At 65.6% G+C, this 26307-nt stretch carries 21 protein-coding genes and 1 tRNA gene; 15 read left to right on the top strand and 7 right to left on the bottom strand.

Annotated elements, in window-relative coordinates:
* Nucleotides 1-14 precede the first annotated feature (14 nt).
* Nucleotides 15-1337, top strand: a complete 1323-nt coding sequence (locus DWA33_RS02795) for a TRAP transporter large permease (RefSeq protein WP_114356609.1) — start codon at nucleotides 15-17, stop codon at nucleotides 1335-1337.
* Nucleotides 1338-1468: 131 nt separating this feature from the next.
* Nucleotides 1469-2662 (top strand): CaiB/BaiF CoA transferase family protein, encoded by a 1194-nt coding sequence (locus DWA33_RS02790; protein ID WP_114356553.1) that lies wholly within the window; start codon nucleotides 1469-1471, stop codon nucleotides 2660-2662.
* Nucleotides 2663-2731: 69 nt separating this feature from the next.
* Here DWA33_RS02790 and DWA33_RS02785 read toward each other — a convergent pair whose 3' ends face one another.
* Nucleotides 2732-3640: a restriction endonuclease gene (locus tag DWA33_RS02785; RefSeq protein ID WP_114356552.1), complete on the bottom strand. Its 909-nt coding sequence runs from the start codon at nucleotides 3638-3640 to the stop codon at nucleotides 2732-2734.
* 107 nt (nucleotides 3641-3747) lie between these two features.
* Nucleotides 3748-3821: transfer RNA gene (locus tag DWA33_RS02780), tRNA-Gln, on the bottom strand.
* Between the two features lie 279 nt (nucleotides 3822-4100).
* Between DWA33_RS02780 and DWA33_RS02775 the strand changes: the two genes are divergently transcribed.
* Both DWA33_RS02775 and DWA33_RS02770 read left to right on the top strand, forming a co-directional pair.
* Nucleotides 4101-4355 (top strand): AbrB/MazE/SpoVT family DNA-binding domain-containing protein, encoded by a 255-nt coding sequence (locus tag DWA33_RS02775; protein ID WP_114356551.1) that lies wholly within the window; start codon nucleotides 4101-4103, stop codon nucleotides 4353-4355.
* On the top strand, nucleotides 4352-4756 hold the full coding sequence (locus DWA33_RS02770) for a PIN domain-containing protein (RefSeq protein WP_114356550.1): 405 nt from the start codon (nucleotides 4352-4354) through the stop codon (nucleotides 4754-4756). The genes DWA33_RS02775 and DWA33_RS02770 overlap by 4 nt, the downstream gene beginning before the upstream one ends.
* A gap of 44 nt (nucleotides 4757-4800) precedes the next feature.
* Here DWA33_RS02770 and DWA33_RS02765 read toward each other — a convergent pair whose 3' ends face one another.
* Nucleotides 4801-7935 (bottom strand): multidrug efflux RND transporter permease subunit, encoded by a 3135-nt coding sequence (locus DWA33_RS02765; protein ID WP_114356549.1) that lies wholly within the window; start codon nucleotides 7933-7935, stop codon nucleotides 4801-4803.
* Between the two features lie 2 nt (nucleotides 7936-7937).
* Nucleotides 7938-9173: an efflux RND transporter periplasmic adaptor subunit gene (locus tag DWA33_RS02760; protein WP_114356608.1), complete on the bottom strand. Its 1236-nt coding sequence runs from the start codon at nucleotides 9171-9173 to the stop codon at nucleotides 7938-7940.
* A 331-nt stretch (nucleotides 9174-9504) separates the two neighbouring features.
* On the opposite strand from DWA33_RS02760, the gene DWA33_RS02755 reads away from it, so the two are divergent.
* The 6 genes from DWA33_RS02755 to DWA33_RS02730 all read left to right on the top strand — a co-directional run bounded on the left by DWA33_RS02755 (nucleotide 9505) and on the right by DWA33_RS02730 (nucleotide 15441).
* The gene (locus DWA33_RS02755; RefSeq protein ID WP_114356548.1) at nucleotides 9505-9750 is read left to right on the top strand and encodes a hypothetical protein; all 246 of its coding nucleotides are present in this window, start codon (nucleotides 9505-9507) and stop codon (nucleotides 9748-9750) included.
* Between the two features lie 267 nt (nucleotides 9751-10017).
* Nucleotides 10018-12402, top strand: a complete 2385-nt coding sequence (locus tag DWA33_RS02750) for a TonB-dependent receptor (protein ID WP_114356547.1) — start codon at nucleotides 10018-10020, stop codon at nucleotides 12400-12402.
* A gap of 25 nt (nucleotides 12403-12427) precedes the next feature.
* Nucleotides 12428-13117: a Fe2+-dependent dioxygenase gene (locus DWA33_RS02745; RefSeq protein WP_114356546.1), complete on the top strand. Its 690-nt coding sequence runs from the start codon at nucleotides 12428-12430 to the stop codon at nucleotides 13115-13117.
* On the top strand, nucleotides 13114-14079 hold the full coding sequence (gene exbB, locus DWA33_RS02740) for a tonB-system energizer ExbB (protein WP_114356545.1): 966 nt from the start codon (nucleotides 13114-13116) through the stop codon (nucleotides 14077-14079). The genes DWA33_RS02745 and exbB overlap by 4 nt, the downstream gene beginning before the upstream one ends.
* A 3-nt stretch (nucleotides 14080-14082) precedes the next feature.
* A complete protein-coding gene (exbD, locus tag DWA33_RS02735; RefSeq protein ID WP_114356544.1) occupies nucleotides 14083-14532 on the top strand; it encodes a TonB system transport protein ExbD in 450 nt (149 codons plus the stop codon).
* A 114-nt stretch (nucleotides 14533-14646) separates the two neighbouring features.
* A complete protein-coding gene (locus DWA33_RS02730) occupies nucleotides 14647-15441 on the top strand; it encodes an energy transducer TonB (protein ID WP_114356543.1) in 795 nt (264 codons plus the stop codon).
* Between the two features lie 999 nt (nucleotides 15442-16440).
* Here the strand turns inward: DWA33_RS02730 and DWA33_RS02725 are convergent.
* The 3 genes from DWA33_RS02725 to DWA33_RS02715 all read right to left on the bottom strand — a co-directional run bounded on the left by DWA33_RS02725 (nucleotide 16441) and on the right by DWA33_RS02715 (nucleotide 20066).
* Complete coding sequence (locus DWA33_RS02725; protein ID WP_114356542.1) at nucleotides 16441-17190, bottom strand: SDR family NAD(P)-dependent oxidoreductase; 750 nt, start codon at nucleotides 17188-17190, stop codon at nucleotides 16441-16443.
* Nucleotides 17191-17353: 163 nt separating this feature from the next.
* Nucleotides 17354-18088 (bottom strand): SDR family oxidoreductase, encoded by a 735-nt coding sequence (locus DWA33_RS02720; RefSeq protein WP_114356541.1) that lies wholly within the window; start codon nucleotides 18086-18088, stop codon nucleotides 17354-17356.
* A gap of 169 nt (nucleotides 18089-18257) precedes the next feature.
* Entirely contained in the window at nucleotides 18258-20066 is a 1809-nt protein-coding gene (locus tag DWA33_RS02715; RefSeq protein ID WP_114356540.1) for an IlvD/Edd family dehydratase, read from the bottom strand.
* A gap of 235 nt (nucleotides 20067-20301) precedes the next feature.
* Between DWA33_RS02715 and DWA33_RS02710 the strand changes: the two genes are divergently transcribed.
* The 5 genes from DWA33_RS02710 to denD all read left to right on the top strand — a co-directional run bounded on the left by DWA33_RS02710 (nucleotide 20302) and on the right by denD (nucleotide 26144).
* Nucleotides 20302-21366 carry an ABC transporter ATP-binding protein gene (locus DWA33_RS02710; RefSeq protein ID WP_114356539.1) on the top strand — a complete coding sequence of 355 codons (1065 nt, stop codon included), beginning with the start codon at nucleotides 20302-20304 and terminating at the stop codon, nucleotides 21364-21366.
* A 75-nt stretch (nucleotides 21367-21441) separates the two neighbouring features.
* The gene (locus DWA33_RS02705; protein ID WP_114356538.1) at nucleotides 21442-22767 is read left to right on the top strand and encodes an ABC transporter substrate-binding protein; all 1326 of its coding nucleotides are present in this window, start codon (nucleotides 21442-21444) and stop codon (nucleotides 22765-22767) included.
* A gap of 343 nt (nucleotides 22768-23110) precedes the next feature.
* Nucleotides 23111-24064 carry a carbohydrate ABC transporter permease gene (locus DWA33_RS02700; protein WP_114356537.1) on the top strand — a complete coding sequence of 318 codons (954 nt, stop codon included), beginning with the start codon at nucleotides 23111-23113 and terminating at the stop codon, nucleotides 24062-24064.
* Nucleotides 24057-24983, top strand: coding sequence for a carbohydrate ABC transporter permease (locus tag DWA33_RS02695; RefSeq protein ID WP_114356536.1), 927 nt, complete (start codon nucleotides 24057-24059; stop codon nucleotides 24981-24983). Before DWA33_RS02700 ends, DWA33_RS02695 begins: the two co-directional genes overlap by 8 nt.
* 174 nt (nucleotides 24984-25157) lie before the next feature.
* Nucleotides 25158-26144, top strand: a complete 987-nt coding sequence (denD, locus tag DWA33_RS02690; protein WP_114356535.1) for a D-erythronate dehydrogenase — start codon at nucleotides 25158-25160, stop codon at nucleotides 26142-26144.
* The last annotated feature ends 163 nt before the right edge of the window (nucleotides 26145-26307 follow it).

Genomic DNA, 26307 nt, shown 5'->3' with positions numbered 1-26307 from the left:
TCGGACCCGCCATCGTGTCAGTGGAAATTCTCACTCTTCTGTTCTTTGGTTCGCTGCTGGTGTTTCTGTTCATCGGCACGCCGCTGGTGTTCACGCTCGGCGGCATCTCGGTGATCTTCCTGTATTTCACGATGGGGCCGGTCGGCTTCTATCTGGTGGCGTCGAAGTTCTGGGACTCGATGACGAGTTTCACGCTGATCGCCATCCCGATGTACGTCTACATGGCGATGCTGCTGGAGAAGTCCGGCGTCGCGCAGGATCTGTACCGGATGATGCACGTCTGGTTCGGCGCGATCCGCGGCGGGCTGGCGATCGGCACCGTGGCGATCTGCGCGATCTTCGCGGCGATGAGCGGGATCAGCGGCGCGGCGGTGGTGACGATGGGCACGATCGCGCTGCCGCGGATGCTGGAGCGCGGCTACGACAAGCGGCTCGCGGTCGGCGCGATCAATTGCGGCGGCGGCTGGGGCATCCTGATCCCGCCGTCGATCCTGATGGTGCTGTACGCGCTCTTGACCGAAGTCTCGGTCGGCCGGCTGTTCGCCTCCGGCATCGGCCCCGGCATCCTGCTGTTCGTGCTGGTGTCGATCTACATCTTCGTGCGCGCCTGGCTGAACCCGGCGCTGGCGCCGGCGCTGCCGGTCGAGGAGCGCGGCGACTGGGGACTGAAGCTGCGCTCGCTGCGCGCGGTGTTCCTGCCGCTGTTCATCGTGTTCCTGGTGCTCGGCGCGATCTTCGGCGGGTTTGCGACGCCGACCGAGGCCGCGGCGCTCGGCGTGTTCGGTGCGCTGATCGCCTCGGCGGTGCATCGCAAATTGTCGTTCTCGGTGCTGCACGACGCCGCGGTGCAGACGCTGCGGCTGACCGCGCTGGTGATGTGGATCCTGTTCGCCGCGCACGCGTTCTCGACAGCCTATACGACGCTCGGCGCCAACGAATTGATGAACCACATGATGTCGCTGATCCCCGGCGGGCAATGGGGCGCGCTGGCGTTCATGCTGGCGGTGCTGCTGCTGCTCGGCATGGTGCTCGACCCGGTCGGCATCATGCTGATCACGCTGCCGGTGTTTCTGCCGGTGGTGCAGCTCTACGGCTGGGATCCGATCTGGTTCGGGGTGATCTTCATCATCATGATGGAGATCGGCTACATGACGCCGCCGTTCGGCTTCAACCTGTTCTATCTGAAGGCGGTGGCGCCGCCAGACGTCACGATGAGCGACATCTACTGGTCGGTGATCCCCTACGTGCTGGTGACGATGCTCGGCGTGTTGATCATCATCGCGATCCCGGACGTCGCGCTGTATTTCCCGAACCTGTTCTTCGGCAAGCCGGGCTGAGGGCGGTCCCGCGGGGCGCGGCGCCGACGCGCGCGCCGAGCCCTGCGAAGATCGCATGCGCATCCGCGCGCGGCGGCGCATCTCACCGCCGCGCCGGCCTGTATGGTCCTTTCGATCACAACGGCTTCTCCATGACCGCACCGACCGGGCCGCTCGCCGGCATTCGCATTCTCGACCTCACCAGCGTGCTGTTCGGCCCCTATGCGGCGCAGATCCTCGGCGATTGGGGCGCCGACGTCGTCAAGATCGAAACCCTCGACGGCGACATGTGGCGCTATGCCGGACTGTTTCGCAATCGCGGCATGAGCGGCCAGTTCATGGCGGTGAACCGCAACAAGCGCAGCCTCGCGCTCGATCTCAAACATCCGGACGGCAAGACGGTGCTGCAGCGGCTGATTCCGACCGCCGACGTGCTGCTGACCAACGTCCGCCCCGCCGCGATGGCGCGGCTCGGCTTCGGCTACGACGCATGCGCGGCGCTCAACCCGCGGCTGATCTACGCGGCTGCGACCGGCTTCGGCCAGGACGGGCCGTGGGCGGCGCGGCCGGCGTTCGACGAGATCATCCAGGCTTCCTCGGGCCTGGCATCGTCGATCGGTTCGGACGACGAGCCGCAATTCGTGCCCAGCCTGATCGGCGACAAGATCTGCGGCCAGGCGCTGGCCGGCGCAGTGTCGGCGGCACTGTTCAGCCGCGAGCGCTCGGGCAGGGGCCAGCTCGTCGAGGTGCCGATGCTGGAGACCATCGCCGGCTTCAACAGCATCGAGATGCTCGGCGGTTATGCGTTCGATCCGCCGATCGGCCCCGCCGGCTACAAGCGGATGAAGGAGCGCAAGCCGGTGCGCACCAAGGACGGCTGGATGACGATGCTGCCGTATTCAGGCGACAATTGGTGCGCGTTCTTCGCGGCGGTCGGCCGCCCCGAACTGATCGACACGCTGCAGGTGCGCGACCCGGTGGCGCGGGCGGAGAACATCGACAGGATCTATGCGGCGATGGCCGAGATCGCGCCGAGCCGCACCACCGCCGAGTGGGAAGAGCTGCTGCTGCGCCTCGACGTGCCGCACACCGCCTTCGCCAAGATCAGCGAGATCGGCGAACAGGAGCATCTCAAAGCGGTCGGCCTGTTCGAAGCGATCGACCATCCGAGCGAAGGCAGCATCCGCCAGGCCCGCCCGGCGACGCGTTTTTCCGAAGCGCCGCCGAACCTGCACCGCCCGACCCCGCGCCTCGGCGAACATTCCCGTGAAGTGCTGCTGGAGGCCGGCTACAGCACCGCGGAGATCGACGCGCTGGTCGAGGCGAAGGCGGTGGGAGAGGGGTGAAACGGCGCGGTCTCGTTTCACCTCTGCAGAGTTTTTCTGCTCGGACCCCGCTCGGGGGAGCCCGAGTGGTTATCGTGGCGTGAGAAAGTAGATCGGCGTCAATGGCAACCGCTCGCGTGCCAGATCGTCGAGCTTTGCGTAGTGCTCTATCCACAATTCGAGCAGGCGATCGAGATCGATGAGCGTAATCTTGCGGCGCTCTTGCATTCGTGCTGCATCCCGCGCCGCTTTCGTGAAGCCGCCGATCGCCACAAATAGGCCAGCATCATCCTCGTTCACCAAGGCAAGAAACGCGCGTAGTCCGCTCTCATCGACGGCTTGTGCATTGCGTTTGACCTGGACTTTGATACGTGGTGGGCGGGTGCCGAGCGGATCAGGGTGGGCAACAATGTCCAGGCCGCCATCGGGACCAGGCGGCGAGACCCAAGATGGATAGTAGCCCATTGCCTTCAACAGGTCGGCGACGAGCTGCTGCAGTTCATAAGGGTTGATCGACGAGAGGTAGGTTCTGATCTCGTTCTGCGCCTGCTCCTCGGCCTGTTCAAAAGTGATTTGGGCCGACTTCTCAATCGTCCCGCCGTTTTCGACGATCACATCCGAGCTTTCGTCGACTGGTGTTGTCGGCTTTCCTCGAGAAGCGTCCCACTCGCGATACAGTCTGACGGCCTCCTTGTAGAACGCTGCCGGATCTTTGATGGAACGATAGGCCGCGCGGCCTGCCTCCGTGAGGCTCCATATCCCGCGCTGTTTGACGAGCCACCCGGCCTTGCTGCAATCGACCGTCGCGAAGCGAACGATTTGCTCGAAGCGGCGGACGCCGCTGCTCGGATATACGCCAGCTTCGTACTCAGTAAGCGTCACCGACTCGGCCAACCGCGCCAGCGCAATGCTGGCTTGCATGCCTTCGGTCGCATCCATCAGAATCGAGAAGAGCTTTTGGAGAAGCTCGCCCGTTCGTCCTCGCGTTATTTCTGCCATCGTTCCCCCAGCTCATGATTCCGATGACCTGCCGAACGCGTCGGCATGGCAACCAGAAGATGTTCTGAGTGCGGTTTACCCGCAAATTCACAAAAAGCGGATTAACTTGGCTGGGGAACCTGGATTCGAACCAAGACAAACAGAGTCAGAGTCTGTTGTGCTACCGTTACACCATTCCCCACCGAGAATGCGCTGACGGATCAGGCATTAGAGTGCTGCACGGGGCACACTCGACACGGCGCCGGGCGCGGCGGGAGTGGTTCGCGACGCACCTCGGGTGTGCGGGTCTTCTAGCTGCGTCGGCTCCGCGCTGCAAGAGGGTTGCTGGCGACAGATGGGGAGATCGGGAGCCGATCTCGCCGCCGGCGCCAATCGGCTGGGCGCGGCGAACACGCGCTCTGGTTGAAGTTTAGGATATCCTGCATATGATATACATTCGGGCAGGAGCATGGAGGGTGCAATGAAGGTCTCCAGATGGGGCAATAGCCTTGCCGTCAGGCTGCCCACTGCGCTGGTGGACAAGCTCGATCTGAAAGAGGGCGACGAGCTCAACGTGGTCGACGTCGTCGAGCGAACGCTGGTGGTCGAGAAGCAGGATCGGCGCAAAGCGGCGCTGGAGCGGCTTTCCAAGCTGAGATGGACGCTGCCTCCTGATTACAAGTTCGACCGCGACGAGGCGAACGAGCGCTATCGCGACGAGACGGACGAGCGGTGAGGGCGTTTTTCGATACCAATGTTTTGGTCTACACCACGACGTCGGACCCGCGGCAGGCAACCGCCGCCGCTTGCCTGCGCGGCGGTGGGGTGGCCAGCGTTCAGGTGCTCAACGAATTCGTCCACGTGGCGCGCCGCAAGCTGCGGCAGGACTGGCCGCAGATCGAGATCGCGCTCGCGCAGTTTCGCACTGCGCTGGATGACGTGCGTCCGATCACTCTGGGCACCCACGTCGCTGCAGTTGCGCTCGCGCGCGACCACCGGCTGTCGTTCTACGACGCGCTGATCGTCGCTGCCGCGCAGGAGGCCGGCTGCGAGGTGCTGTACAGCGAGGACCTGCAGCACGGCCGCAGCTTCGGCACGTTGCGCGTCGAAAATCCGTTTCTGGACAATCCGCGATAGAGCGCGCTCGAGCGATGAACCGCCTCGCTCATTCGCGCTTCGCTTCACTCCGCCGCCTGCTTGACCCCGCCGGCTTCGTCCTCGTCCACCGGGATGTGGGCGCGGCCCCAGTTGGTCAGCGCGTTGGAGAGGCGGTCGAGATAGAGGTAGACCACCGGGGTGGTGAACAGCGTCAGCGCCTGGCTGACCAAAAGGCCGCCGACCATGGCGTAGCCGAGCGGCTGGCGGATCTCCGAGCCGGTGCCGGTGCCGAGCATCAGCGGCACGCCGCCGAGCATCGCCGCCATCGTGGTCATCATGATCGGGCGGAAGCGCAGCAGCGCCGCCTTGCGGATCGCCTGCTCGGGATCGAGATGCTCGTCGCGCTCGGCGGTGATGGCGAAGTCGACCATCATGATGCCGTTCTTCTTGACGATGCCGATCAGCAGGATGATGCCGATCAGCGCGATCAGGCTGAAGTCGAAGCCGAACAGCATCAGCATCGCCAGCGCGCCGACGCCGGCCGAGGGCAGGGTCGACAGAATCGTCAGCGGGTGGATGTAGCTCTCGTACAGGATGCCGAGGATCAGATAGACCACCACCAGCGCCGCGATGATCAGCAGCGGCACGGTCGACAGCGACTGCTGGAACGCCTGCGCGGTGCCCTGGAAGCTGCCGGTCAGCGTCGGCGGCGCGCCGATCTCGGCCATCGCCGTCTGCACCGCCGCGGTGGCTTCGCCGAGCGCCACGCCTTGCGCCAGATTGAAGCTGATCGTGGTGGCGGGGAACTGGCCCTGATGGCTGATCGACAGCGGCCGCACCGGCACCGTGGTCCACTTGGCGAAGGTCGACAGCGGCACCTGATCGCCGCTGGTCGGGGATTTGATGTAGATCTGGTTCAGCGTATCGAGCCGGCCCTGCAGTTCCGGCAGCACCTCCAGGATGATCCGGTAGGTGTTCACCTGGGTGAAGTACTGCGTCACCTGGCGCTGGCCGAACGCGTCGTACAGCGTATCGTCGATCAGTTGCGGCTTGATGCCGAACCGCGAAGCGGTGTCGCGGTCGATCGTCAGCGTCAGCGTGGTGCCTTCGGTCTGCTGGTCGGTGGCGACGTCGCGGAGCTGCGGCAGGCTCTGCATCTTCGCCAGCACCTTCGGTGCCCATTCGTTGAGTTCGGCGAGATTGGCGTCCTGCAGGGTGTATTCGAACTGGGTGCGGGTCGGCCGGCCGCCGAGCCGCACGTCCTGCGCGGCCTGCATGAACAGCCGTGCGCCTTCGACCTTCTCCAGCTTCGGCCGCAGCCGCGCGATGATCTCCTGGGCGCTCGCCGCGCGCTCCTCGCGCGGCTTCAGCGAGATGTACATCCGCCCGGTGTTGAGCGCGCTGCCGCTGCCGCCGATGAACATCGCGATGCTGAACACGTCCGGATCGGCCATCACGATCTCGCCGAGTTCCTCCTGGCGCTGCTTCATCGCGCTGAACGAGATGTCCTGCGCGGCCTCCGAAGCGGCGGTGATCAGGCCGACGTCCTGCTGCGGGAAGAACCCCTTCGGAATCGCGACGAACAGATACACCGAGAGCCCGAGGGTGGCGAAGAACACCATCAGCGTCGCAAGCCGCCAGCGCAGCACCAGATCGAGGCCGCGTTCGTAGCCGCGCAGCATCGCGTCGAAGCCGTTCTCGACCCAGCGATACAGCCGGCCGTGGCGGACCTCGGTCGCGGGCCGCAGGAAGCGCGACGCCATCATCGGCGTCAGCGTCAGCGACACCAGCATCGACACCCCGATCGCCATCGCCAGCGTCACCGCGAATTCGCGGAACAGCCGGCCGATGATGCCGCCCATGAACAGCAGCGGGATCAGCACCGCGACCAGCGAAATGCTGATCGAAACGATGGTGAAGCCGATCTCGCGGGCGCCCTTCAGCGCCGCGGCGTAGGGCTTCTCGCCCTCTTCGATGTGACGGGCGATATTCTCCAGCATCACGATGGCGTCGTCGACCACGAAGCCGACCGAGATCGTCAGCGCCATCAGCGACAAATTGTCGAGCGTGTAGCCGGCCGCCCACATCAGCGCGCAGGCGCCGAGCAGCGCCAGCGGCACGGTGACGCTGGGGATGATGGTGGCCCAGAAACTGCGCAGGAACAGGAAGATCACCATCACCACCAGGGCGATGGTGAGCAGCAGGGTGAACTGCACCTCTTCGACCGCAGCGCGGATCGTGGTGGTGCGGTCGCTCATCACCTCGACCTTGATCGCCGGCGGGATGCCCGCGACCAGCCGCGGCAGCTCCGCCTTGATGTGATCGACGGTGTCGATGACGTTGGCTCCGGGCTGCTTGAACACCACCAGGAACACGCCGCGCTTGCCGTTGGCCCAGGCCGCGGTCTTGGCGTCCTCCGGCCCGGTCACCGCGCGGCCGATGTCGCGGATCCGCAGCGGGCCGCCGTTGCGATAGGCGAGGATGACGTCGTTCCAGTCCTTGGACTCGGTGAGCTGGTCGTTGGCGTAGATGGTGTAGCTCTTGGTCGGCGCGTCGAGCGTGCCCTTCGGGCTGTCGACGGTGGTGATCGCGATCTGGCTGCGCACCTCCTCCAGCGACAGCCCCTTGGCCATCAGCTTGGCGGGATCGACCTGGATGCGGATCGCCGGCTTCTGCTGACCGCCGATGAACACCTGGGCGACGCCGGAGATCTGGCTGATCTGCTGCGCGATCTTGGTGTCGGCGTTGTCGCTGACGGTGGTCAGCGGCAGGGTGTCGGAGGTCGCCGACAGGATCAGGATCGGCGCGTCGGCCGGGTTGACCTTGCGATAGGTCGGCGGGTTCGGCAGGTTCTTCGGCAACTGGCCGCCGGCGGCGTTGATCGCCGCCTGGACGTCGTTGGCGGCGGCGTCGATGTTGCGGTTGAGGTCGAACTGGATGGTCACCGCGGTCGAGCCCAGCGAGCTCGTCGAGGTCATCTGCGACACGCCGGGGATCTGCGCGAGCTGGCGCTCCAGCGGCGTCGCCACCGAGGAGGCCATCGTCTCCGGGCTGGCGCCGGGCAGGCTGGCGGAAATCTGGATGGTCGGGAAGTCGACCTGCGGCAGCGGCGCCACCGGCAGCGCCGGGTAGGCGATCAGGCCGAGGAACAGGATCCCCGCCATCAGCAGCGAGGTTGCGACCGGGTAGCGGATGAACGGCGTCGAGATCCCGTTCATGGCTATTTCCCGGTGGGCACGGCCGGCGCCGAGCCCGGCGCGGCCGGCTCGTTGTCGGCGACCTTGAACGCCAGCAGCGATCCCGGCTTGACCTTGTACTGACCGCCGACCACCACCCGGTCGCCGGGTTCGAGACCACGCTCGATCACCGTGCTGTGGTGGTTGGCGGCGCCGACCGCGATCTTGCGCAGTTCGGCCTTGTTGTCGGCGTCGACCGCGTAGGCGTACAGCCCGTCGGTGCCGTGCTGGACCGCATCGTTCGGCACCACCACGACGTCCTTCAAGGTCTTCACCAGCAGCCGGGTCTGCACCGCCAGGCCAGGCCACAGCGCGTGGTTCTTGTTGGCGAACACCGCCTTCAGCCGCACCGTGCCGCTGTTGCTGTCGACTTGGTTGTTGACCACCGCCAGCGTTCCGTCTTCGGCGAAGGTGGTCTTGCCGTCGGTCGACAGCGCGATCACCTGCAAGGGATGCGCGGCCTGCGCGCGGTTGATGTCGAACACCCGCTCTTCCGGCGCGGTGAAGATCACCGCGATCGGCTCGATCTGGGCGATGGTGACGATGCCGGTCTGGCTGGCGGCGTTGACGATGTTGCCCTTGTCGACCTGGCGCAGCCCGGTGACGCCGGAGATCGGCGCGCGGATCGTGGCGTAGTCGAGCTGGGTCTGGGCGTTGGCGATCGCGGCTTCGTCGGCCTCGATCTGCGCGGTGAGTTGCTGCACCGTCGAGCGCTGGGTGTCGGTCTGCTGCTTGGTGGCGAATTCGCCGAGCCGGACCGAGCGGCTGAGGTCGAGCTTGGCGTTGGCCAGATTGGCCTCGTCCTGGGCCTTCTTGGCCTTGGCCTGATCCAGCGTCGCCTGAAACGGCCGCGGGTCGATCTGCGCCAGCAGGTCGCCGGCCTGGACCATCTGGCCTTCCTTGAAGGCGATCTGGTCGATCTGTCCGTCGACCCGGCTGCGCACCACCACGGTGTTGAAGCCCTGCACGGTGCCGAGCCCGCTCAGATACACCGGAAAGTCGGTCTTCTCCGCCGTTGCCACCGTGACGGGAACCGGCGCGCTGCGGACGCCGGCCGCCGATTTCGCCGCTGCGCCGCCGGAGCGGGCTTGCGTCGCCGCGGGCGGTGCGCCGAGGGGGCGCTCGCCCGAGATGCGCTGCCATCCCCAATACGATGCCCCCGCTGCAAGCAGCAGGCATCCGACAACGACAGCCCTGCGAGAGGCGCCGGCTTTGATCATGCCCGATCCGATCATTCGGCCGGCGGAGATCCGGCTCTGGCGACCGGTTCAGCCTGCGCGGCGGTGATTTCTGATTGGCGGCAACTATACCGGCAAACGCCGCCAGCACACCACAAACCACATGACATTGCTAAACTTTCATGGATTTGGCGACGCGGCCCCGCGCCGCGCCGGCCGAGTTGCGCATAGCTGCCAATCGCAGGACGCGAGGCCAAGCGTCGTCGGTCCGGCCGATGGAATAGAATAGTTCCAATTGTCAGTCGCAGTGTGCTCGGCCATATCACCGCGCGCGAAACGGCAGTGCGATGGAGCTGCCGCGCAGGAGGGCAGCATGGAAGAGCTCAACGGCCGGATGATCGCCTGCCAGATTCTGATCACCGGGCTGATCGCGCGCGTCGCCAACGAGCAGCGCGACCCGTTGCAGTTTCTCAGCGAGTTTCGCGACGAGATCCGCGCGGTGGTCCGCGGCATCCGGATCGATGGGATGTTGGACACCGAGCGCGTCCGACTCGCCGCGCAGCAGACCGTCGACGAGATGTTCTCGCTGATGAAGCCGCCGAGCCGCGACAAGGCGTGAGCGCTGAGCTCAACGCGGTCTCGCGCGGCAGAGTTTAGAATCGTTTCAGATTGCTGAGCGACTGATCAGTTGCTCGCTTCGCAAGCGCTGCGCTGAATGGTTGTAAGCCTGCGGTCGGCTCATGTTCGGAACGAGTCTTAGAATGGTTATCATCTTGAACGATTCCAGCGCGCGGTAATTCGACGTGCGTTGACCCTGTACCCCGCGGCCGATAGCTCTCAACGACTGCTTGTAATTAGCAACAGCATTCCTTGGGGGCGGATTAACATGAACGGGGCGAAGGCGCCGCGATCGTTGCGTGCTGAGGCAGCGACGCGCAGGGGCGATCAGGAATTCGATGGCGCGTACGGCCGCAAAGTGTCGGCCGTTGCCGGCATGATCGCGGTGGCTTCGATCGGCGGCGCCGAGGCGCAGCAGTCGAGCCTGCCGGCGGTGACGGTGGATGCGCCGGTGGCGCGGCCGAAGCCCGCGGCGGCGCGGCCGACCCCCGATCAGATGCGCGCCCGCACCGCGCTGCGCCGTGCTGCGCGCCGGACCCAGCCGACCCAGGTGCAGCCGGTGCCGTTTCCCAATGCCGGGTCGCTGTCGGCGGATCGTAACCCCTACGCGGATGCCGCTGCGCCCTACAAGGTCGATCGGCTGTCGGGCACCAAGTTTACCGAGCCGGTGCTCAACACCCCGCGCACCGTGACGGTGCTGACCAAGGAGCTGCTCGAGGACAAGAACGCCACCTCGCTGCGCGAAGTGGCGCGCTCCACTGCGGGCGTCACGCTCGGCACCGGGGAGGGCGGCAACGCGTTCGGCGACCGCTTCTTCATTCGCGGCTTCGACGCGCGCAACGACGTGTTCATCGACGGTATCCGCGATCCGGCGATCTCGATCCGCGAGAATTTCTTCACCGAGCAGGTCGAGATCCTGCGCGGCCCGGCTTCGACCATGGCGGGCCGCGGCACCGCCGGCGGCGCCATCAACATCGTCACCAAGCAGGCCACCACCGCGGGCAACTTCACCAAGGCGGAAACCACCTTCGGCACCGACGCCACCAAGCGCGTCACCGTCGACGTCAACCAGGTGCTGAGCCCGACCTTGGCGGTGCGCGTCGACGGCCTGTACCAGGACGCCAAGGTCGCCGGCCGCAATTTCGTCACCGACGATCGCTGGGGCACACTCGCCGCGGTGAAGTGGACGCCGACCGACGCGATCAAGGTCACGGCGAACTACGTCCACACCGATCTCGACGGCCTGCCGGATTTCGGCGTGCCCTACAACACCGCGCTGCGCCGGCCCTCGACCGACGTCAACGTGCCGCGCGAGACCTATTACGGCTTCGTCAATCGCGACTTCCAGAAGGCCAGGCAGGATTTCGGCACGGTCACCGGCGAGTTCGCGATCACGCCGGACCTGACCCTGACCAACCGCTCGCGCGCCGCCCATTCGGTGCTCGACTATATCGGCACGCTGCCGAGCAACCCGACCGCCACCACGGTCTCGCTGGCGTCGCAGAGCCGCTATCAGACCACCGACGTGCTCGCCAACCAGACCGACCTGACCTACAAGTTCGACACCGGCGGGGTGAAGCACACCATGGTCGGCGGCGCCGAGATCTCGCGCGAAAGCGTGATGCGCGACACCTATGCGGGGCTGACTTCGGAACTCGCCGGCTTCCAGACCGGCGGCCGCGTGATCGTGCCGCTGCTCAATCCGCCGAATACGCTCGAATTCGCCACCTCGCCGCAGCGCGCCTACAATCCGACCTACATCACCGTCGATACCAAGTCGGCTTATCTGATCGAGACGGCGAACTGGAACGACGTCGTCATCCTCAACGGCGGCGTGCGCTACGACGATTACGACATCAAGGGCGAGAACCGGACCGCGTCGACCGGTGTGCAGTCGGGGATGTGGAACTACAATCTCGGCGCCGTGGTGAAGCCGCTGCCCTACGGCAGCCTGTACGCCGCCTATGCGACCTCGACCAACCCGGTCGGCGCCGAACTCGACGCTTCGGGCACCGCCTATGGCGGCCTCGTCGTCAACAACACCACGTTCCAGGCGCTGCCGCCGGAAATGAACAGGGCGGCGGAAGTCGGCACCAAATGGGAACTGTTCGACCGCCGGCTGCTCGTGACCGCGTCGCTGTTCGAAACCCAGAAGTCGAACGCCCGCGAGACCGTCGGCAGCAACATCCTGTCGACCGGCGTCTATCGCGTCCGCGGCATCGATCTCGAAGTCGCCGGCAAGGTCACCGACCGCTGGAGCGTGTTCGGCGGCCTGGTGCTGATGGAAAGCAAGGTGCTGCAGTCGATCGATCCGAATTCGGTCGGCGCGCAGCTCGCCAACATCGCCCATCAGTCGTTCAACCTGCTGTCCAAGTACAAGTTGGACGACCACTGGGAGGTCGGCGGGCAGGCGGTGTACGCCTCCAAGATCTACGGCGGCACCTTCGCGGCGATCAACGGCAACGTGCTGCCCGAACATTGGCGGTTCGACAGTTCTGTCGAATTCAAAGTCGACAAACACATGACCGCCAAGTTGTCGGTCAACAACATCTTCAACACCACCTATTACGACGCGTTCTATCGTTCGAACTCGCCGTTCGTTTTCATCGCGCCCGGCCGTTCGGTCTGGCTGACGCTGCGCGGCGCGCTGTAAGCGCGTCGCGGGAATTGGAGCGGCCATGCTGGTCTGCATACCCGAGGTCCTGCCGAAGTCCGAGGTGGCGGAATTCCGCCGCCTGATGGACGCGGCGGAATGGGAGGACGGCCGCTCCACCGCCGGCGCGCAGTCGGCGATGGTCAAGCGCAACGAGCAATTGCCGCCGGACGGCGAGCTGTCGCGTGCGCTCGGCCGGCGGATCGTATCGGCGCTGACGTCGAACCCGAAATTCGTATCCGCCGCGGTGCCGCTGCAGATCTTCCCGCCGCTGTTCAACCGCTACGCGGCATCGAGCGGGCATCATTTCGGCATCCACGTCGACAACGCGGTGCGCGGCGATCATCTCACCGGGCTGCGCATCCGCACCGATCTGTCGATCACCTTGTTCCTGGCCGAGCCCGACGAATACGACGGCGGCGAACTGGTGATCGAAGACACCTACGGCTCGCACGAGGTCAAGCTGCCCGCGGGCGATGCCGTGCTGTACCCGTCCACCAGCCTGCACATGGTGACCCCGGTCACGCGCGGTGCACGGGTGGCGTCTTTCTTCTGGCTGCAGAGCATGATACGTGACGCACAGGCGCGCAGCATGATCTACGATCTCGACACCGCCATTCAGGCCCTTGTCGAGCGGCTGGGACGCGATGACCCTGAAACGGTCAAATTGACCGGTATCTATCACAACCTCATCCGCTACTGGGCCGAAGTATGAAGATGTTGAACTTCCGATCGATCGGCGTTGCCGTAATCGCATTGGCGCTGCTGGCGCCGCCCGCACCCTTGTTCGCGCAGCAGGCTCCCGCCGCTTCGCCGCCGAGCGCCACCGCACCGACGCCGAGCGCGACTGCGCCGTCGCAGCCGACGGCCGCACCTGCAGCCGTCCCGGCGATCAGCGCTGCTCCGGCTGCGAGCACGGCCGAGCCGGCCGCGACGCAGGCGTTGCCGGAAGCGGGCCACGCCCCGGGCAGCGTGGTGCCGGGCCTGTCGGAACTGTCGCCGTGGACGATGTTCCTCAACGCCGACATCATCGTTCAAATCGTGATGGTCGGTCTGGCCGTCTCGTCTGTGATCACCTGGACGATCTTCATCGCCAAGAAAGTCGAACTCGGTCGCGCCCGTTTCCGGCTGCGTCGTTCGCTGAAGAAGATCGCAGAGGCGCGTTCGCTCGCCGAGGCGCAGATGGCGCTCGGCGACAAGCACAGCGTGCTGTCGATGCTGCTCGCCGCCGCGTTGCGCGAGGCGAAACTGTCGGCCGGGCTGTCGAGCGACGACGGCATCAAGGAGCGCGCGGCGTCGTCGTTCAGCGAATACGTCCGCGCCGAAGCGCGGCACATGCGGCGCGGCATGGGCTTTCTCGCCACCATCGGCGCCACCGCCCCGTTCATCGGCCTGTTCGGCACGGTGTGGGGCATCATGAACAGCTTCATCGGCATATCGAAGTCGCAGACCACCAACCTCGCGGTGGTCGCACCCGGCATCGCCGAAGCGCTGCTCGCCACCGCGATCGGTCTCGTCGCCGCGATCCCGGCGGTGATCATCTACAATCACTTCTCGCGCGAGATCAAAGTCTACCTCGAACTGGTCGCCCGGGCTTCGGGCGCCGCCGGCCGGCTGCTGTCGCGCGATCTCGATCGCAGCCACGGCAGCGCGCATCGCGCCCGCGCGGCGGAGTGAGCGATGGCTGTCTCGCTCGGCAATTCCGACGATCTCGACGACGATTTCGACGAGACCCACGAGATCAACGTCACGCCGTTCATCGACGTGATGCTGGTGCTGCTGATCATCTTCATGGTGGCGGCGCCGTTGTCGACGGTCGACCTGCCGGTCAGCCTGCCGACCTCCAGCGCCACGCCGCAGAAGAAGCCGGACAAGCCGACCTATGTCAGCATCAAGTCCGACCTCGCGGTGGCGATCGGCGAGAACCAGGTCAAGCGCGTCGATCTGGTGAAGACGCTGGACACCATGCCGGACATGACCAAAGACCGCTTCATTTTCCTGCGTGCCGATCGCGCCGTGCCTTACGGCGAGCTGATGGAGGTGCTGGAGATGCTGCGGGCCGGTGGCTACGCCAAGATCAAGCTGGTGGCGCTGGAAGCGGTGCCTGGCGCCAAGCCCGACGGCAATTGAGCGGCGCCGTCGCGGCATCTTGGAGTTCTTCTAAACTCGCGTGCGGCGTGACGGGATTTTCCGCGCTTCGCGGGCGATGACGCCGCGGCCCCGTTTCGATAAGATTTTGAAGACATGTCGGACACTGATTTCGAACGCAATGGTTCCTACCGGCTTTGGCTGATGGCCGCCGTCGGCGCGGTGGCGCTGCACGTCGGCGGCGCCGCGCTGGCGCTGGTCGGCATGCCGGAGGAGGCCGACGACGACGCGCTCGGCGCGCCGGCGATCGAGGTCGGCGTCGAGATGATGTCGCCGAAGGTCGAGGCGTCGGACCTACCGCCGGGGCCGGACACCGAGGCGTCGATGGCCTCGCCGGCGCTCAACGAGCAGAAGGCCGAGGTGCACGAGAGCGACCTGCCGAAGGACACGCCGCAGGAGACCGAAGAGCCGGACCGCGTCGTAACCACCGAGACACCGAAGAAGGTCGACGAGGAGCAGAAGGAAAAAGCGCAGCAACAGCAGCAGGCCTCGACCGAGTCGGTCGCCGCAGAGGCCACTGCGATGCCGAGCAACGAGGCCGCCAAGGAAGGTCCGCGCTCGGTGGCGCCGGCGCAGGGCGTCGGCAAGGCCGCCGCCCGAATCCGCGCCACCTGGCAGAAGGAGCTGGTGGCCTATCTCGACAAGCACAAGCGCTACCCGAAGGACGCCGCGCAGAAGAACGTGCGGATCGTGGTCGGCTTCGAGCTCGACCGGGTCGGTCACGTGCTGTCGATGAAGATCGTCGAAGGCTCGGGCGATCCGGCGTTCGATCAAGCCGCGCTCGACATGATCAAGCGCTCCGACCCGGTCCCGGCCCCGCCGCCGCTGATCGCCGACGAAGGCCTGACCTTCAGCCTGCCGGTGATCTTCCGGACCAAGGGGAAGGGGTAGGGGACCACGTTCCAGCGCCGTCATTCCGGGGCGCGCGCGAAAGCTCGCGAACCCGGAATCCGACGCGGGCAATGACCAACGACCGTCATCAACAACGACCGTCATCGCCCGCGCAGGCGGGCGAACCAGTATTGCAGAGCCTTCGTGTTGATCATCGACGCCCTGGGATACTGGATCCCCGCCTGCGCGGGGATGACAGGGGGAGATTTTTTTGCCCACGAAGCAGGGCTTCGCGCGGCACGCAGAACATCTCGGGATTCCGGGTTCGCGCTGCGCGCGCCCCGGAATGACGTTGTGGGAGGATCACGTTCCCTGCGCGGTCATTCCGGGGCGCGAGCGAAAGCTCGCGAACCCGGAATCCGACGCGGGCAATGACCAACGACCGTCATCAACAACGACCGTCATCGCCCGCGCAGGCGGGCGAACCAGTATTGCAGAGCCTTCGTGTTGATCATCGACGCCCTGGGATACTGGATCCCCGCCTGCGCGGGGATGACAGGGGGAGACACGTTTGGGCATGAAGCGAGGCTTTCGCGCGCCGTCGCCCGTGGCCGATGCCCGGAACGACGAACACTACTGACAAATGTCGTCATCGCCCGCGCAGGCGGGCGAACCAGTATTGCAGAGTCTTCGTGTTGATCATCGACGCCCTGGGATACTGGATCCCCGCCTGCGCGGGGATGACGTGGGGAGAAGTTTTCGCCCACGAAGCAGGGCTTTCGCGTGCCGTCGCCTGTGGCGATGCCCGAAACGACGAACACCACTGACAAAAGCCGTCATCGCCCGCGCAGGCGGGCGAACCAGTATTGCAGAGCCTTCGTGTTGATCATCGACGCCCTGGGATACTGGATCCCCGCCTGCGCGGGGATGACGTGGGGAGACACGTTCGGGCACGGAGCAGGGCTTTCGCTCGGCACGCAGAACATCGCTGGATTCCGGGTTCGCGCTGCGCGCGCCCCGGAATGACGGCGTGGGGCGGGTGCTCGCCCAGGGGCCCCATCAATACGTCGCGCGGCCGCCGGAGATGTCGAACACCGCGCCGGTGGAGAACGCACAGTCTTCCGAGGCCAGCCACGCCACCAGCGCGGCGACTTCCTCGACCAGCACGAACCGGCCCTTCGGGATTTTCGACAGCATGAAGTCGATATGCTGCTGCGTCATCTGGTCGAAGATCGCGGTGCGGGCCGCGGCCGGCGTCACTGCGTTGACGGCGATGTCGTAGGCGGCCAGCTCCTTGCCGAGCGATTTGGTCAGCGCGATCACCCCGGCCTTCGAGGCCGAGTAGTGCGCGGCGTTGGGGTTGCCTTCCTTGCCGGCGATCGAGGCGATGTTGACGATGCGGCCGTATTTGTGCGCGATCATCAACGGCACGATCGACCTGCAGCACAGGAACGGGCCGTCGAGATTGAGCTTCAGCACCCGCTGCCATTCGGCGTAATCGGTCTCCCACACCGTCTTGTTGACCCCCGCGATGCCGGCATTGTTGACCAGGATGTCGATCTTGCCGAACACCTGCAGCGTCGCGTCACGGGCGCGATCGACCGCAGCCGGATCGGTGACGTCGACCGCCACGGCGATCGCGACGTCGTCGCCGATCTCCTTGGCGGTCTTCTCCGCCAGCGCGACGTCGTGATCCCACAGCGCCACCTTGGCACCGGACGCGACGAACCGCTCCGCGATCGCCCGCCCGATGCCCTGCGCGCCGCCGGTGACCACGGCGCAGCGATGGTTGAGGTCGATGCTGTTCATGGCAGTATCATCCTTGCTGCTCGATCCGGCTCCTCATGGTGAGGAGGCGCGAAGCGCCGTCTCGAACCATGAGGTGGCACGGCCTTGCCTCCCTTGGCTCATCCTTCGAGACGGCTGCTGCGCAGCCTCCTCAGGATGAGGTCGCGTAGTCGGCGTGGCGTATTCACAACGTCCAGCCGCCGTCGATGATGTGGGCGACGCCGGTGGTGAACGCGCTTTCGTCCGAGGCGAGGTACACCGCCAGCGCGGCGATCTCTTCGGCGTTGCCGAGCCGGCCCATCGGCTGGCGCGACACGAACATCTCGCGGCCCTGCGGTCCGAGCGCGGCGGCGCGGCCGACCATCGACGGGGTTTCGATCGTGCCCGGGCAGATCGCGTTGCAGCGGATGCCGCGGGTGATGAAATCCACCGCGACGGCGCGGGTCAGCGCCGCGACGGCCGCCTTGGTGGCACCGTAGACGTAGCGGTTCGGCGCCGCCTTGAACACGCCGGCGGCCGACGAGATGTTGACGATCGAGCCGCGGCCGGCTTCCAGCATCGCGGGCAGGAAGGCGCGGATGGTGCGGTGCATCGACTTGACGTTGAGGTCGAACGAGAAGTCCCAATCCGTATCCGAGCAGTCGAGCACCGTGCCGTGATGCACGAAGCCGGCGGCGTTGAGCAGGATGTCGACGGTGCCGGCCTCCCGGGCGATCGCCTCCACCGCGGCGGTGTCGCGGACGTCGAGCTTGGCGGTGCGCGCAATGCCGTGCTCGGCGAGCGAGGCCAGCCCGGTCTCGTCGATATCGGTGGCGAATACCTCGGCGCCCTCGCGCACGAACGCGATCGCCGACGCCCGCCCGATCCCCGCCGCCGCCGCGGTGACGAACGCGCGTTTGCCTTTCAGGCGGTCGGACATGTTTTCCCCTCGTTAGTTCGCGTAGCTCTCTTGGCTGTCATTCCGGGATGCGCCCGCAGGGCGCAGACCCGGAATCCAGAAATTCAGAGCACATCGAGATTCCGGGTTCGCGCGCTTTGCGCGCGCCCCGGAATGACGTTGCAAAATGATTTGTCGTGCGTCGCCGCCATCAATGATTATGCCGCGCCACGCCGACGGTGCCGGCGATGTTCTGGTAGCGGGTGGCGAACTCCATGCAGGCGCCGGTGGCCTGCTGGCCGACCGTGGAGCGATACAGCTCCTGCCACGGCGTCTGGTGCTTCGGGTAGGCGAAGCCGCCGTGGGCGGCGAGGTCGGCACGGCGCTGCGTCAGCTCCTCGTCCGAGATCAGGATATCGGCGCTGCCTTTGTTGAGGTCGATGCGAACCTTGTCGCCGGTCTTCAGCAGCGCCAGCCCGCCATTGGCTGCGGCTTCCGGCGTCGCGTTGAGGATCGACGGCGAGCCGGAGGTGCCGGACTGGCGGCCGTCGCCGATGCACGGCAGCGAGTGGATGCCGCGTTTGAGCAGCGCCGCCGGCGGCTGCATGTTGACCACCTCGGCGCCGCCCGGATAGCCGATCGGCCCGGTGCCGCGCACGAACAGGATGCAGTGCTCGTCGATGTCGAGCGCCGGATCCTCGATGCGGTGGTGATAATCCTCCGGGCCTTCGAACACGATCGCCCGACCTTCGAACGCGTTCGGATCCTTCGGATTGGAGAGATAGCGCTCGCGGAACTCGAGGCTGATCACGCTGGTCTTCATGATCGCGGAGTCGAACAGATTGCCGCGCAGCACCAGGAAGCCGGCGTCATGCACCAGCGGCACGTCGTATCGGTGGATCACGTCGCCATCGGGGGCGGGCGCATGCGCGCAGTTCTCACCCATGGTCTTGCCGTTCACCGTCAGCGCGTCCTGGTGGATCTTGCCGTGGCGCATCAATTCGCCGACCACCGTCGGCACGCCGCCGGCGCGGTGATACTCCTCGCCGAGATAGAGGCCGGCGGGCTGCAGATTGACCAGCAGCGGAACGGCGTGGCCGACGCTCTGCCAGTCGTCGATCGACAGTTCGACCCCGACGTGGCGGGCCAGCGCGTTGAGATGGATCGGCGCGTTGGTCGAACCGCCGATCGCCGAATTGACCACGATGGCGTTCTCGAACGCCTTGCGTGTCAGGATATCGGACGGCTTCAGATCCTCCCACACCATCTCGACCGCGCGCACGCCGGTTTCGTAGGCGATCTGGCCCCGCTCGCGATACGGCGCCGGGATCGCGGCGCAGCCGGGCAGCGACATGCCGAGCGCCTCGGCCAGCGAGTTCATCGTCGAGGCGGTGCCCATGGTGTTGCAGTGCCCAACCGACGGCGCCGAGGAGGCGACGATCTCCATGAACTGCTCGTAGTCGATCTCGCCGGCGGCGAGCCGCTCGCGCGACTTCCACACCACCGTGCCGGAGCCGGTGCGTTCGCCATTGTGCCAGCCGTTGAGCATCGGCCCGCCCGACAGCACGATCGCCGGAATGTTGACCGTAGCCGCCGCCATCAGGCATGCGGGGGTCGTCTTATCGCAGCCGGTGGTCAGCACAACGCCGTCGAGCGGATAGCCGAACAGCACTTCGACCAGGCCGAGATAAGCGAGATTGCGATCGAGCGCCGCGGTCGGCCGCTTTCCGGTCTCCTGGATCGGATGCACCGGGAATTCCATCGCGATGCCGCCGGCGGCGCGGATGCCTTCGCGCACCCGTTGCGCCAGCTCGACATGATGCCGGTTGCACGGTGACAGGTCGTTGCCGGTCTGGGCGATGCCGATGATCGGCTTGCCGGATTGCAGTTCCGCGCGGGTCAGTCCGTAGTTCAAATAGCGCTCGAGATAGAGCGCGGTCATTCCCGGATTATGCGGATCGTTGAACCATTCGCTGGACCGGAGTTTGCGCCGGGCAGTGCCGGCATCGTGCTTCGTCATCGTCTCTCCCGCACCGCACACATCCTTGACGCGGATGTTTTGAGCGCCTTTGCCGAGTATGGAACGGAGCGCATGCTGGCATGTCGCACCGCGCTACGCAATCGGCGTAGTGTGATCACGCGGACTAATTTGCGAGCGCGACAGCGGCGAAATATTCTGCTAGGAGTTGCGTCAACATAAGTCTCACGCCGGCGGCAACGACCGCACTAAATGGCGGGACCTCGGGAGGTGCTGGATGGCGTCGGTGCAGATTCACGACGTGCGTAAGTCTTTCGGCGGCTTCGAAGTGTTGCACGGCGTGACTGTTCCCATCGAGGATGGTGAGTTCGTCGTTCTGGTCGGCCCGTCCGGCTGCGGCAAGTCCACTTTGCTGCGGATGCTCGCAGGGCTGGAGAAAATCACCGCAGGAACGATCTCGATCGGCGAGCGTGTCGTCAACGACGTGCAGCCGAAGGAGCGGGACATCGCCATGGTGTTCCAGAACTACGCACTGTACCCGCACATGACTGTCGCCCAGAACATGGGCTTCTCGCTGAAGCTGCGCGGCGCCGATCAGAAGACCATCGACAGCAAAGTCCGTCGTGCCGCCGACATCCTCGACCTCGGCAAATTGCTCGACCGCTATCCGCGCCAGCTCTCCGGCGGCCAGCGCCAGCGCGTGGCGATGGGCCGGGCGATCGTGCGCGATCCGCAGGTGTTCCTGTTCGACGAGCCGCTGTCCAACCTCGACGCCAAGCTGCGGGTGGCGATGCGCACCGAGATCAAGGAACTGCATCAGCGGCTGAAGACCACCACGGTCTACGTCACCCACGACCAGATCGAGGCGATGACGATGGCCGACAAGATCGTGGTGATGCAGGACGGCATCGTCGAGCAGATCGGCGCGCCGCTCGATCTGTACGACCGGCCCGACAACAAATTCGTCGCCGGCTTCATCGGCTCACCGGCGATGAATTTCCTCGACGGCACGCTGAAGGTGAACGGCGGCCAGCCTTATGTCGAGACCGCCAGCGGCGCCAGGCTGCCGATCACCGCGGCGCCGGGGAACGGTAACGGTCGCCCGGTGAGCTACGGCATCCGCCCCGAACATCTCGACTTCGCGGGCAGCGGCATCGCGGCCGAGGTCGTGGTGGTGGAGCCGACCGGTTCGGAAACCCAGATCGTGGCGCGGGTCGGCGACCAGGAAGTGATCGCGGTGTTCCGCGAACGGCATCCGGTCGCGCCCGGCGATTTGATCCATCTGCAGCCGCGCGCCGACGTCGCGCATCTGTTCGACAAGGAGAGCGGCCGGCGAATCTAGACTTCCCAGCACGGGACCAGAATTGGTCGATCAACGAACCAATGCGCAAAGCGGAACTTAGGGAGTGAACGACAGATGACTGACTTTACCCTCGATCGCCGCACGCTGCTGAAGGGCGGCGCGATGACTCTGGCCACCGCGGCGACGATGTCCGCCGACCAATTGCTGGGCTACGCCAAGGCGTGGGCCGAGACCTCGCCGTGGAAGCCGGAAGCCGGCGCCAAGATCAACCTGCTGCGCTGGAAGCGGTTCGTCGAAGCCGAAGACGTCGCCTTCATGAAGATCGTCGACGCGTTCCAGAAGGCCAACAACGTCACCATCAACGTCTCCAACGAATCCTACGACGACATCCAGCCCAAGGCGTCGGTCGCGGCCAATACCGGGCAGGGGCTCGATATGGTCTGGGGCCTGTATTCGCTGCCGTTCCTGTTTCCCAACAAATGCACCGACGTCACCGACGTCGCCGATTATCTCGCCAAGAAGTGCGGCGGCTGGAGCGACTCCGGCAAGGCCTACGGCATGTACAACGGCAAGTGGATCGGCTTGCCGGTGGCCGCCACCGGCGGCCTCGTCAACTATCGGATGAGCGCCGCCGAAAAGGCCGGCCACAAGACCTTCCCGAACGATCTCGCCGGCTTTTCCGATCTGGTGAAGGGCCTCAACAAGAACGGCACGCCGGCCGGCATGGCGCTCGGCCACGCCTCCGGCGACGCCAATGGCTGGCTGCACTGGGCGCTGTGGGCCCACGGCGGCGCGCTGATCGACAAGGACAGCAAGGTCGTCGTCAATTCGCCCGAGACCGCCAAGGCGCTCGAATACGTCAAGGGCCTGTACGACAACTTCATCCCCGGCACCGCCTCGTGGAACGATGCGTCCAACAACAAGGCGTTCCTCGCCGGCCAGCTCTATCTCACCGTCAACGGCATCTCGATCTACGTGGCGGCGAAGAAGGACGCCAAGGAGATGGCCGAGGACATCAACCACGCGCATCTGCCGGCCGGCGTCAACGGCAAGACCCGCGAGTTGCATCTCGGCTTCCCGATTCTGATCTACAACTTCACCAAGTACCCGCAGACCTGCAAGGCGTTCGCCGCCTTCATGATGGAGCCGGCGCAGTTCAATCCGTGGGTCGAGGCCGCGCAGGGCTATCTGTCGCCGTTCCTGCTCGACTACGAGAAGAACCCGATGTGGACCGCGGACCCGAAGAACACGCCGTATCGCGACGTCGCCCGCACCGCCTCGACCCCGGCCGGCGACGCCCAGATGGGCGAGAACGCCGCCGCGGCGATCGCCGACTTCGTCGTGGTCGACATGTTCGCCAACTACTGCACCGGCCGCGAAGACGTGAAGACCGCAATGAGCAGCGCCGAACGCGCGGCGAAGCGGATCTTCCGGGCGTAGGGCGGTTATCGCTGCGGGAGCCGGCGCCGATTGCGCCGGCATCCGTCCCTCATGGTGAGGAGGCGCGTCAGCGCCGTCTCGAACCATGAGGCCGAAGCGCTCGCGGCCATCCTTCGAGACGCCCGGCATCGCCCTTCGGGCTCCGCCGGGCTCCTCTGGATGAGGGCGGTGCTTGTTGGTTGTGTGTTTTGCCGTCATGGCCGGGCTTGTCCCGGCCATCCACGGCCACCAGTACGGCGGCGCTTCAAGACGTGGATGCCCGGGACGAGCCCGGGCATGACGAAGTCATCGGACGGTCGGACAAGATGAGCCTGCGTTGCAGACAACAAGAAAGTAGCTCGCGATGACCATGCTTCAGCCATCGCTGCCGCAGTCCGCTCATAGCGGCCCCACCGCCTGGCAACGCGTCCGCACCAACCGCAACTTCATCGCGCTGTGGTTCATGCTGCCGGCAGCGGCGTTCTTGATCCTGTTTCTGGCCTATCCGCTGTTTCTCGGCGTCTGGATGAGCTTCACCGACGCGCGGATCGGGCGCGACGGGGCGTTCATCGGCATCGAGAACTACGAATGGCTGTGGGACGACAGCATCTTCTGGCTGTCGGTGTTCAACACCATTCTCTACACGGTGGTCGCCAGCGCGATCAAATTCGCGGTCGGCCTGTATCTGGCGCTGCTGCTGAACCGCCATATGCCGTTCAAGGCGATCATCCGCGCCGCGGTGCTGGTGCCGTTCATCGTGCCGACGGTGCTGTCGGCGATCGCGTTCTGGTGGATCTACGACTCGCAGTTTTCGATCATCTCCTGGTCGCTGATCAAGCTCGGCGTGATCGATCAGAACATCAACTTCCTCGGTGACACCACTTGGGCGCGCGCCTCGGTGATCTTCGCCAACATCTGGCGCGGCGTGCCGTTCGTGGCGATCACGCTGCTGGCCGGGCTGCAGACCGTGTCGCCGTCGCTGTACGAAGCCGCGACGCTCGACGGCGCCACCGCGTGGCAGCGCTTCCGCTACATCACCTATCCGCTGCTGACGCCGATCATCGCCGTGGTGATGACGTTCTCGGTGCTGTTCACCTTCACGGACTTCCAGCTGATCTGGGCGCTGACCCGCGGCGGACCGGTCAACGCCACGCATCTGATGGCGACGCTGAGCTATCAACGCGGCATCCTGTCGGGGCGGCTCGGCGAGGGGGCGGCGATCGCCACCGCGATGATCCCGTTCCTCTTGGCGGCGATCGCGATCTCGTGGTTCGGCATGCAGCGGCGCAAATGGCAGCAGGGGACCGACAATGACTGAGACCACCGCTTCCGATCCCCGGCTCGCCGTCAAAGCCGCCGCCACCGTGGCGCAGAGCGACGACAGCGAGGGCATGAGCTATCTGGAGTCGCTACCGCGCCGGCTGGTGACGCTGTATCTGCCGCTGTTCGTGATCCTCGTCGTGCTGCTGTTCCCGTTCTACTGGATGGGGCTGACCGCGATCAAACCCGACGAGCAGCTGATCGACATGGACACCTACAACCCGTTCTGGGTGGTGCATCCGACCTTCAAGCACATCGAGAAGCTGCTGTTCGAAACCCAATATCCGCGCTGGCTTTGGAACACGATGTATGTCGCCGCCGCTTCCACCGTGCTGTCGATCGCCGCCAGCGTGCTGGCCGCCTATGCGATCGTCCGGCTGCGCTTCCGCGGCGCCGACACCGTCGGCGGCGCGATCTTCCTCGCCTATCTGGTGCCGCCGTCGATCCTGTTCATCCCGCTCGCCTCGGTGATCCAGGCTTACGGGCTGTTCGACTCGCCGTTGTCGCTGATCCTGGTGTATCCGACGCTGCTGATCCCGTTCTCGACCTGGCTGCTGATGGGCTATTTCAAGACGATCCCGTTCGAGCTCGAGGAATGCGCGCTGATCGACGGCGCCTCGCGCTGGCAGATCCTGGTCAGGATCATCATTCCGCTGGCGGTCCCCGGGCTGATCTCGGCCTTCATCTTCTGCTTCACGCTGTGCTGGAACGAATTCATCTACGCGCTCACCTTCCTGCAGTCGACGCCGAACAAGACCGTGCCGGTGGCGATCGTCAACGAGTTCGTCGACGGCGACATCTACAAATGGGGCTCGCTGATGGCCGGCGCCCTGGTCGGCTCGCTGCCGCTGGTGATCCTGTACGCGTTCTTCGTCGAGCACTATGTGTCGGCGATGACCGGAGCGGTGAAGGAATAGCCGGTGGGCTTCGCGGCTTGACTTTCAACCACATCAGAGTTCGTCATTCCGGGGCGCGCGAAGCGCGAGCCCGGAATCCATAACCACCGCCGGGAATATGGATTCCGGGCCTGGCCGCGAGTCGGCTGCGCCGCCTCACGACCATCCCGGAATGACAAAAGATAGGGGATCACGTTGCACATTCTCATCCTCGGCGCCGCCGGCATGGTCGGTCGCAAACTCACCGACCGCTTGCTCGCGGACGGCCGCCTCGGCAGCCGCGACATCACCCGGATGACGTTGCAGGACGTGGTTGCGCCGGCGCGGCCGCCGCATGCCTCGATCGCGATGTCCACGGTGACCTCCGACCTCGCCGAGCCGGGGCAGGCGGCGGCGCTGGTGGCGCATCGGCCGGAGGTGATCTTCCATCTCGCCGCGATCGTCTCCGGCGAGGCCGAGGCCGATTTCGACAAGGGCTACCGGATCAATCTCGACGGCACCCGGCATCTGATCGACGCGATCCGCGCCGAGGGCGACGACTATCATCCGCGGCTGGTGTTCACCTCGTCGATCGCGGTGTTCGGCGTGCCGTTCCCGGAGAAGATCGGCGACGAATTCCTGTCCGCGCCGCTGACCAGCTACGGAACGCAGAAGGCGATCTGCGAACTGTTGATCGCCGACTACACCCGCAAAGGCTTCTTCGACGGCGTCGGCATCCGGTTGCCGACCATCTGCGTCCGGCCCGGCAAGCCCAACAAGGCGGCGTCCGGCTTCTTCTCGAACATCATCCGCGAGCCGCTCGCCGGGCAGGAGGCGGTGCTGCCGGTCGGCGATGACGTGATGCACTGGCACGCTTCGCCGCGCTCGGCGGTCGGCTTCCTGATCCACGCCGCCACGATGGACACTGCCGCGATCGGCCCGCGGCGCAGCCTGTCGATGCCGGGGCTGGCCGCCACCGTCGGCGAGCAGATCGCCGCGCTGCAGCGGGTCGCAGGCAAAGGCGTCGTGGCCCGGATCAAGCGCGAGCCCGATCCGACCATCATCGGCATCGTCTCCGGCTGGCCGCGCAACTTTGCGACCGACCGGGCGCTGAAGCTCGGCTTCACCACGGCGGAACAGAGCTTCGACGACATCATCCGCATCCATATCGAGGATGAACTCGGCGGAACGTTCGCTCGCTGAAGTATTTCCGCGACACCGCCCTCATCCTGAGGAGCGGCCACTTGGCCGCGTCTCGAAGGATGGCGACAATCTCATCATGGTTCGAGACGGCGCTTCGCGCCTCCTCACCATGAGGGTGGTGCTTGGGGACCGGGTCAAGCGCGGGCATGGCGGGTCTTTATGC

The sequence above is a fragment of the Rhodopseudomonas pentothenatexigens genome (genome assembly GCF_900218015.1).
GTDB lineage: Bacteria > Pseudomonadota > Alphaproteobacteria > Rhizobiales > Xanthobacteraceae > Rhodopseudomonas > Rhodopseudomonas pentothenatexigens.
The sequence above is the reverse complement of the archived record's forward strand: the minus strand, read 5'-3'. Positions and strand labels throughout refer to the sequence as shown.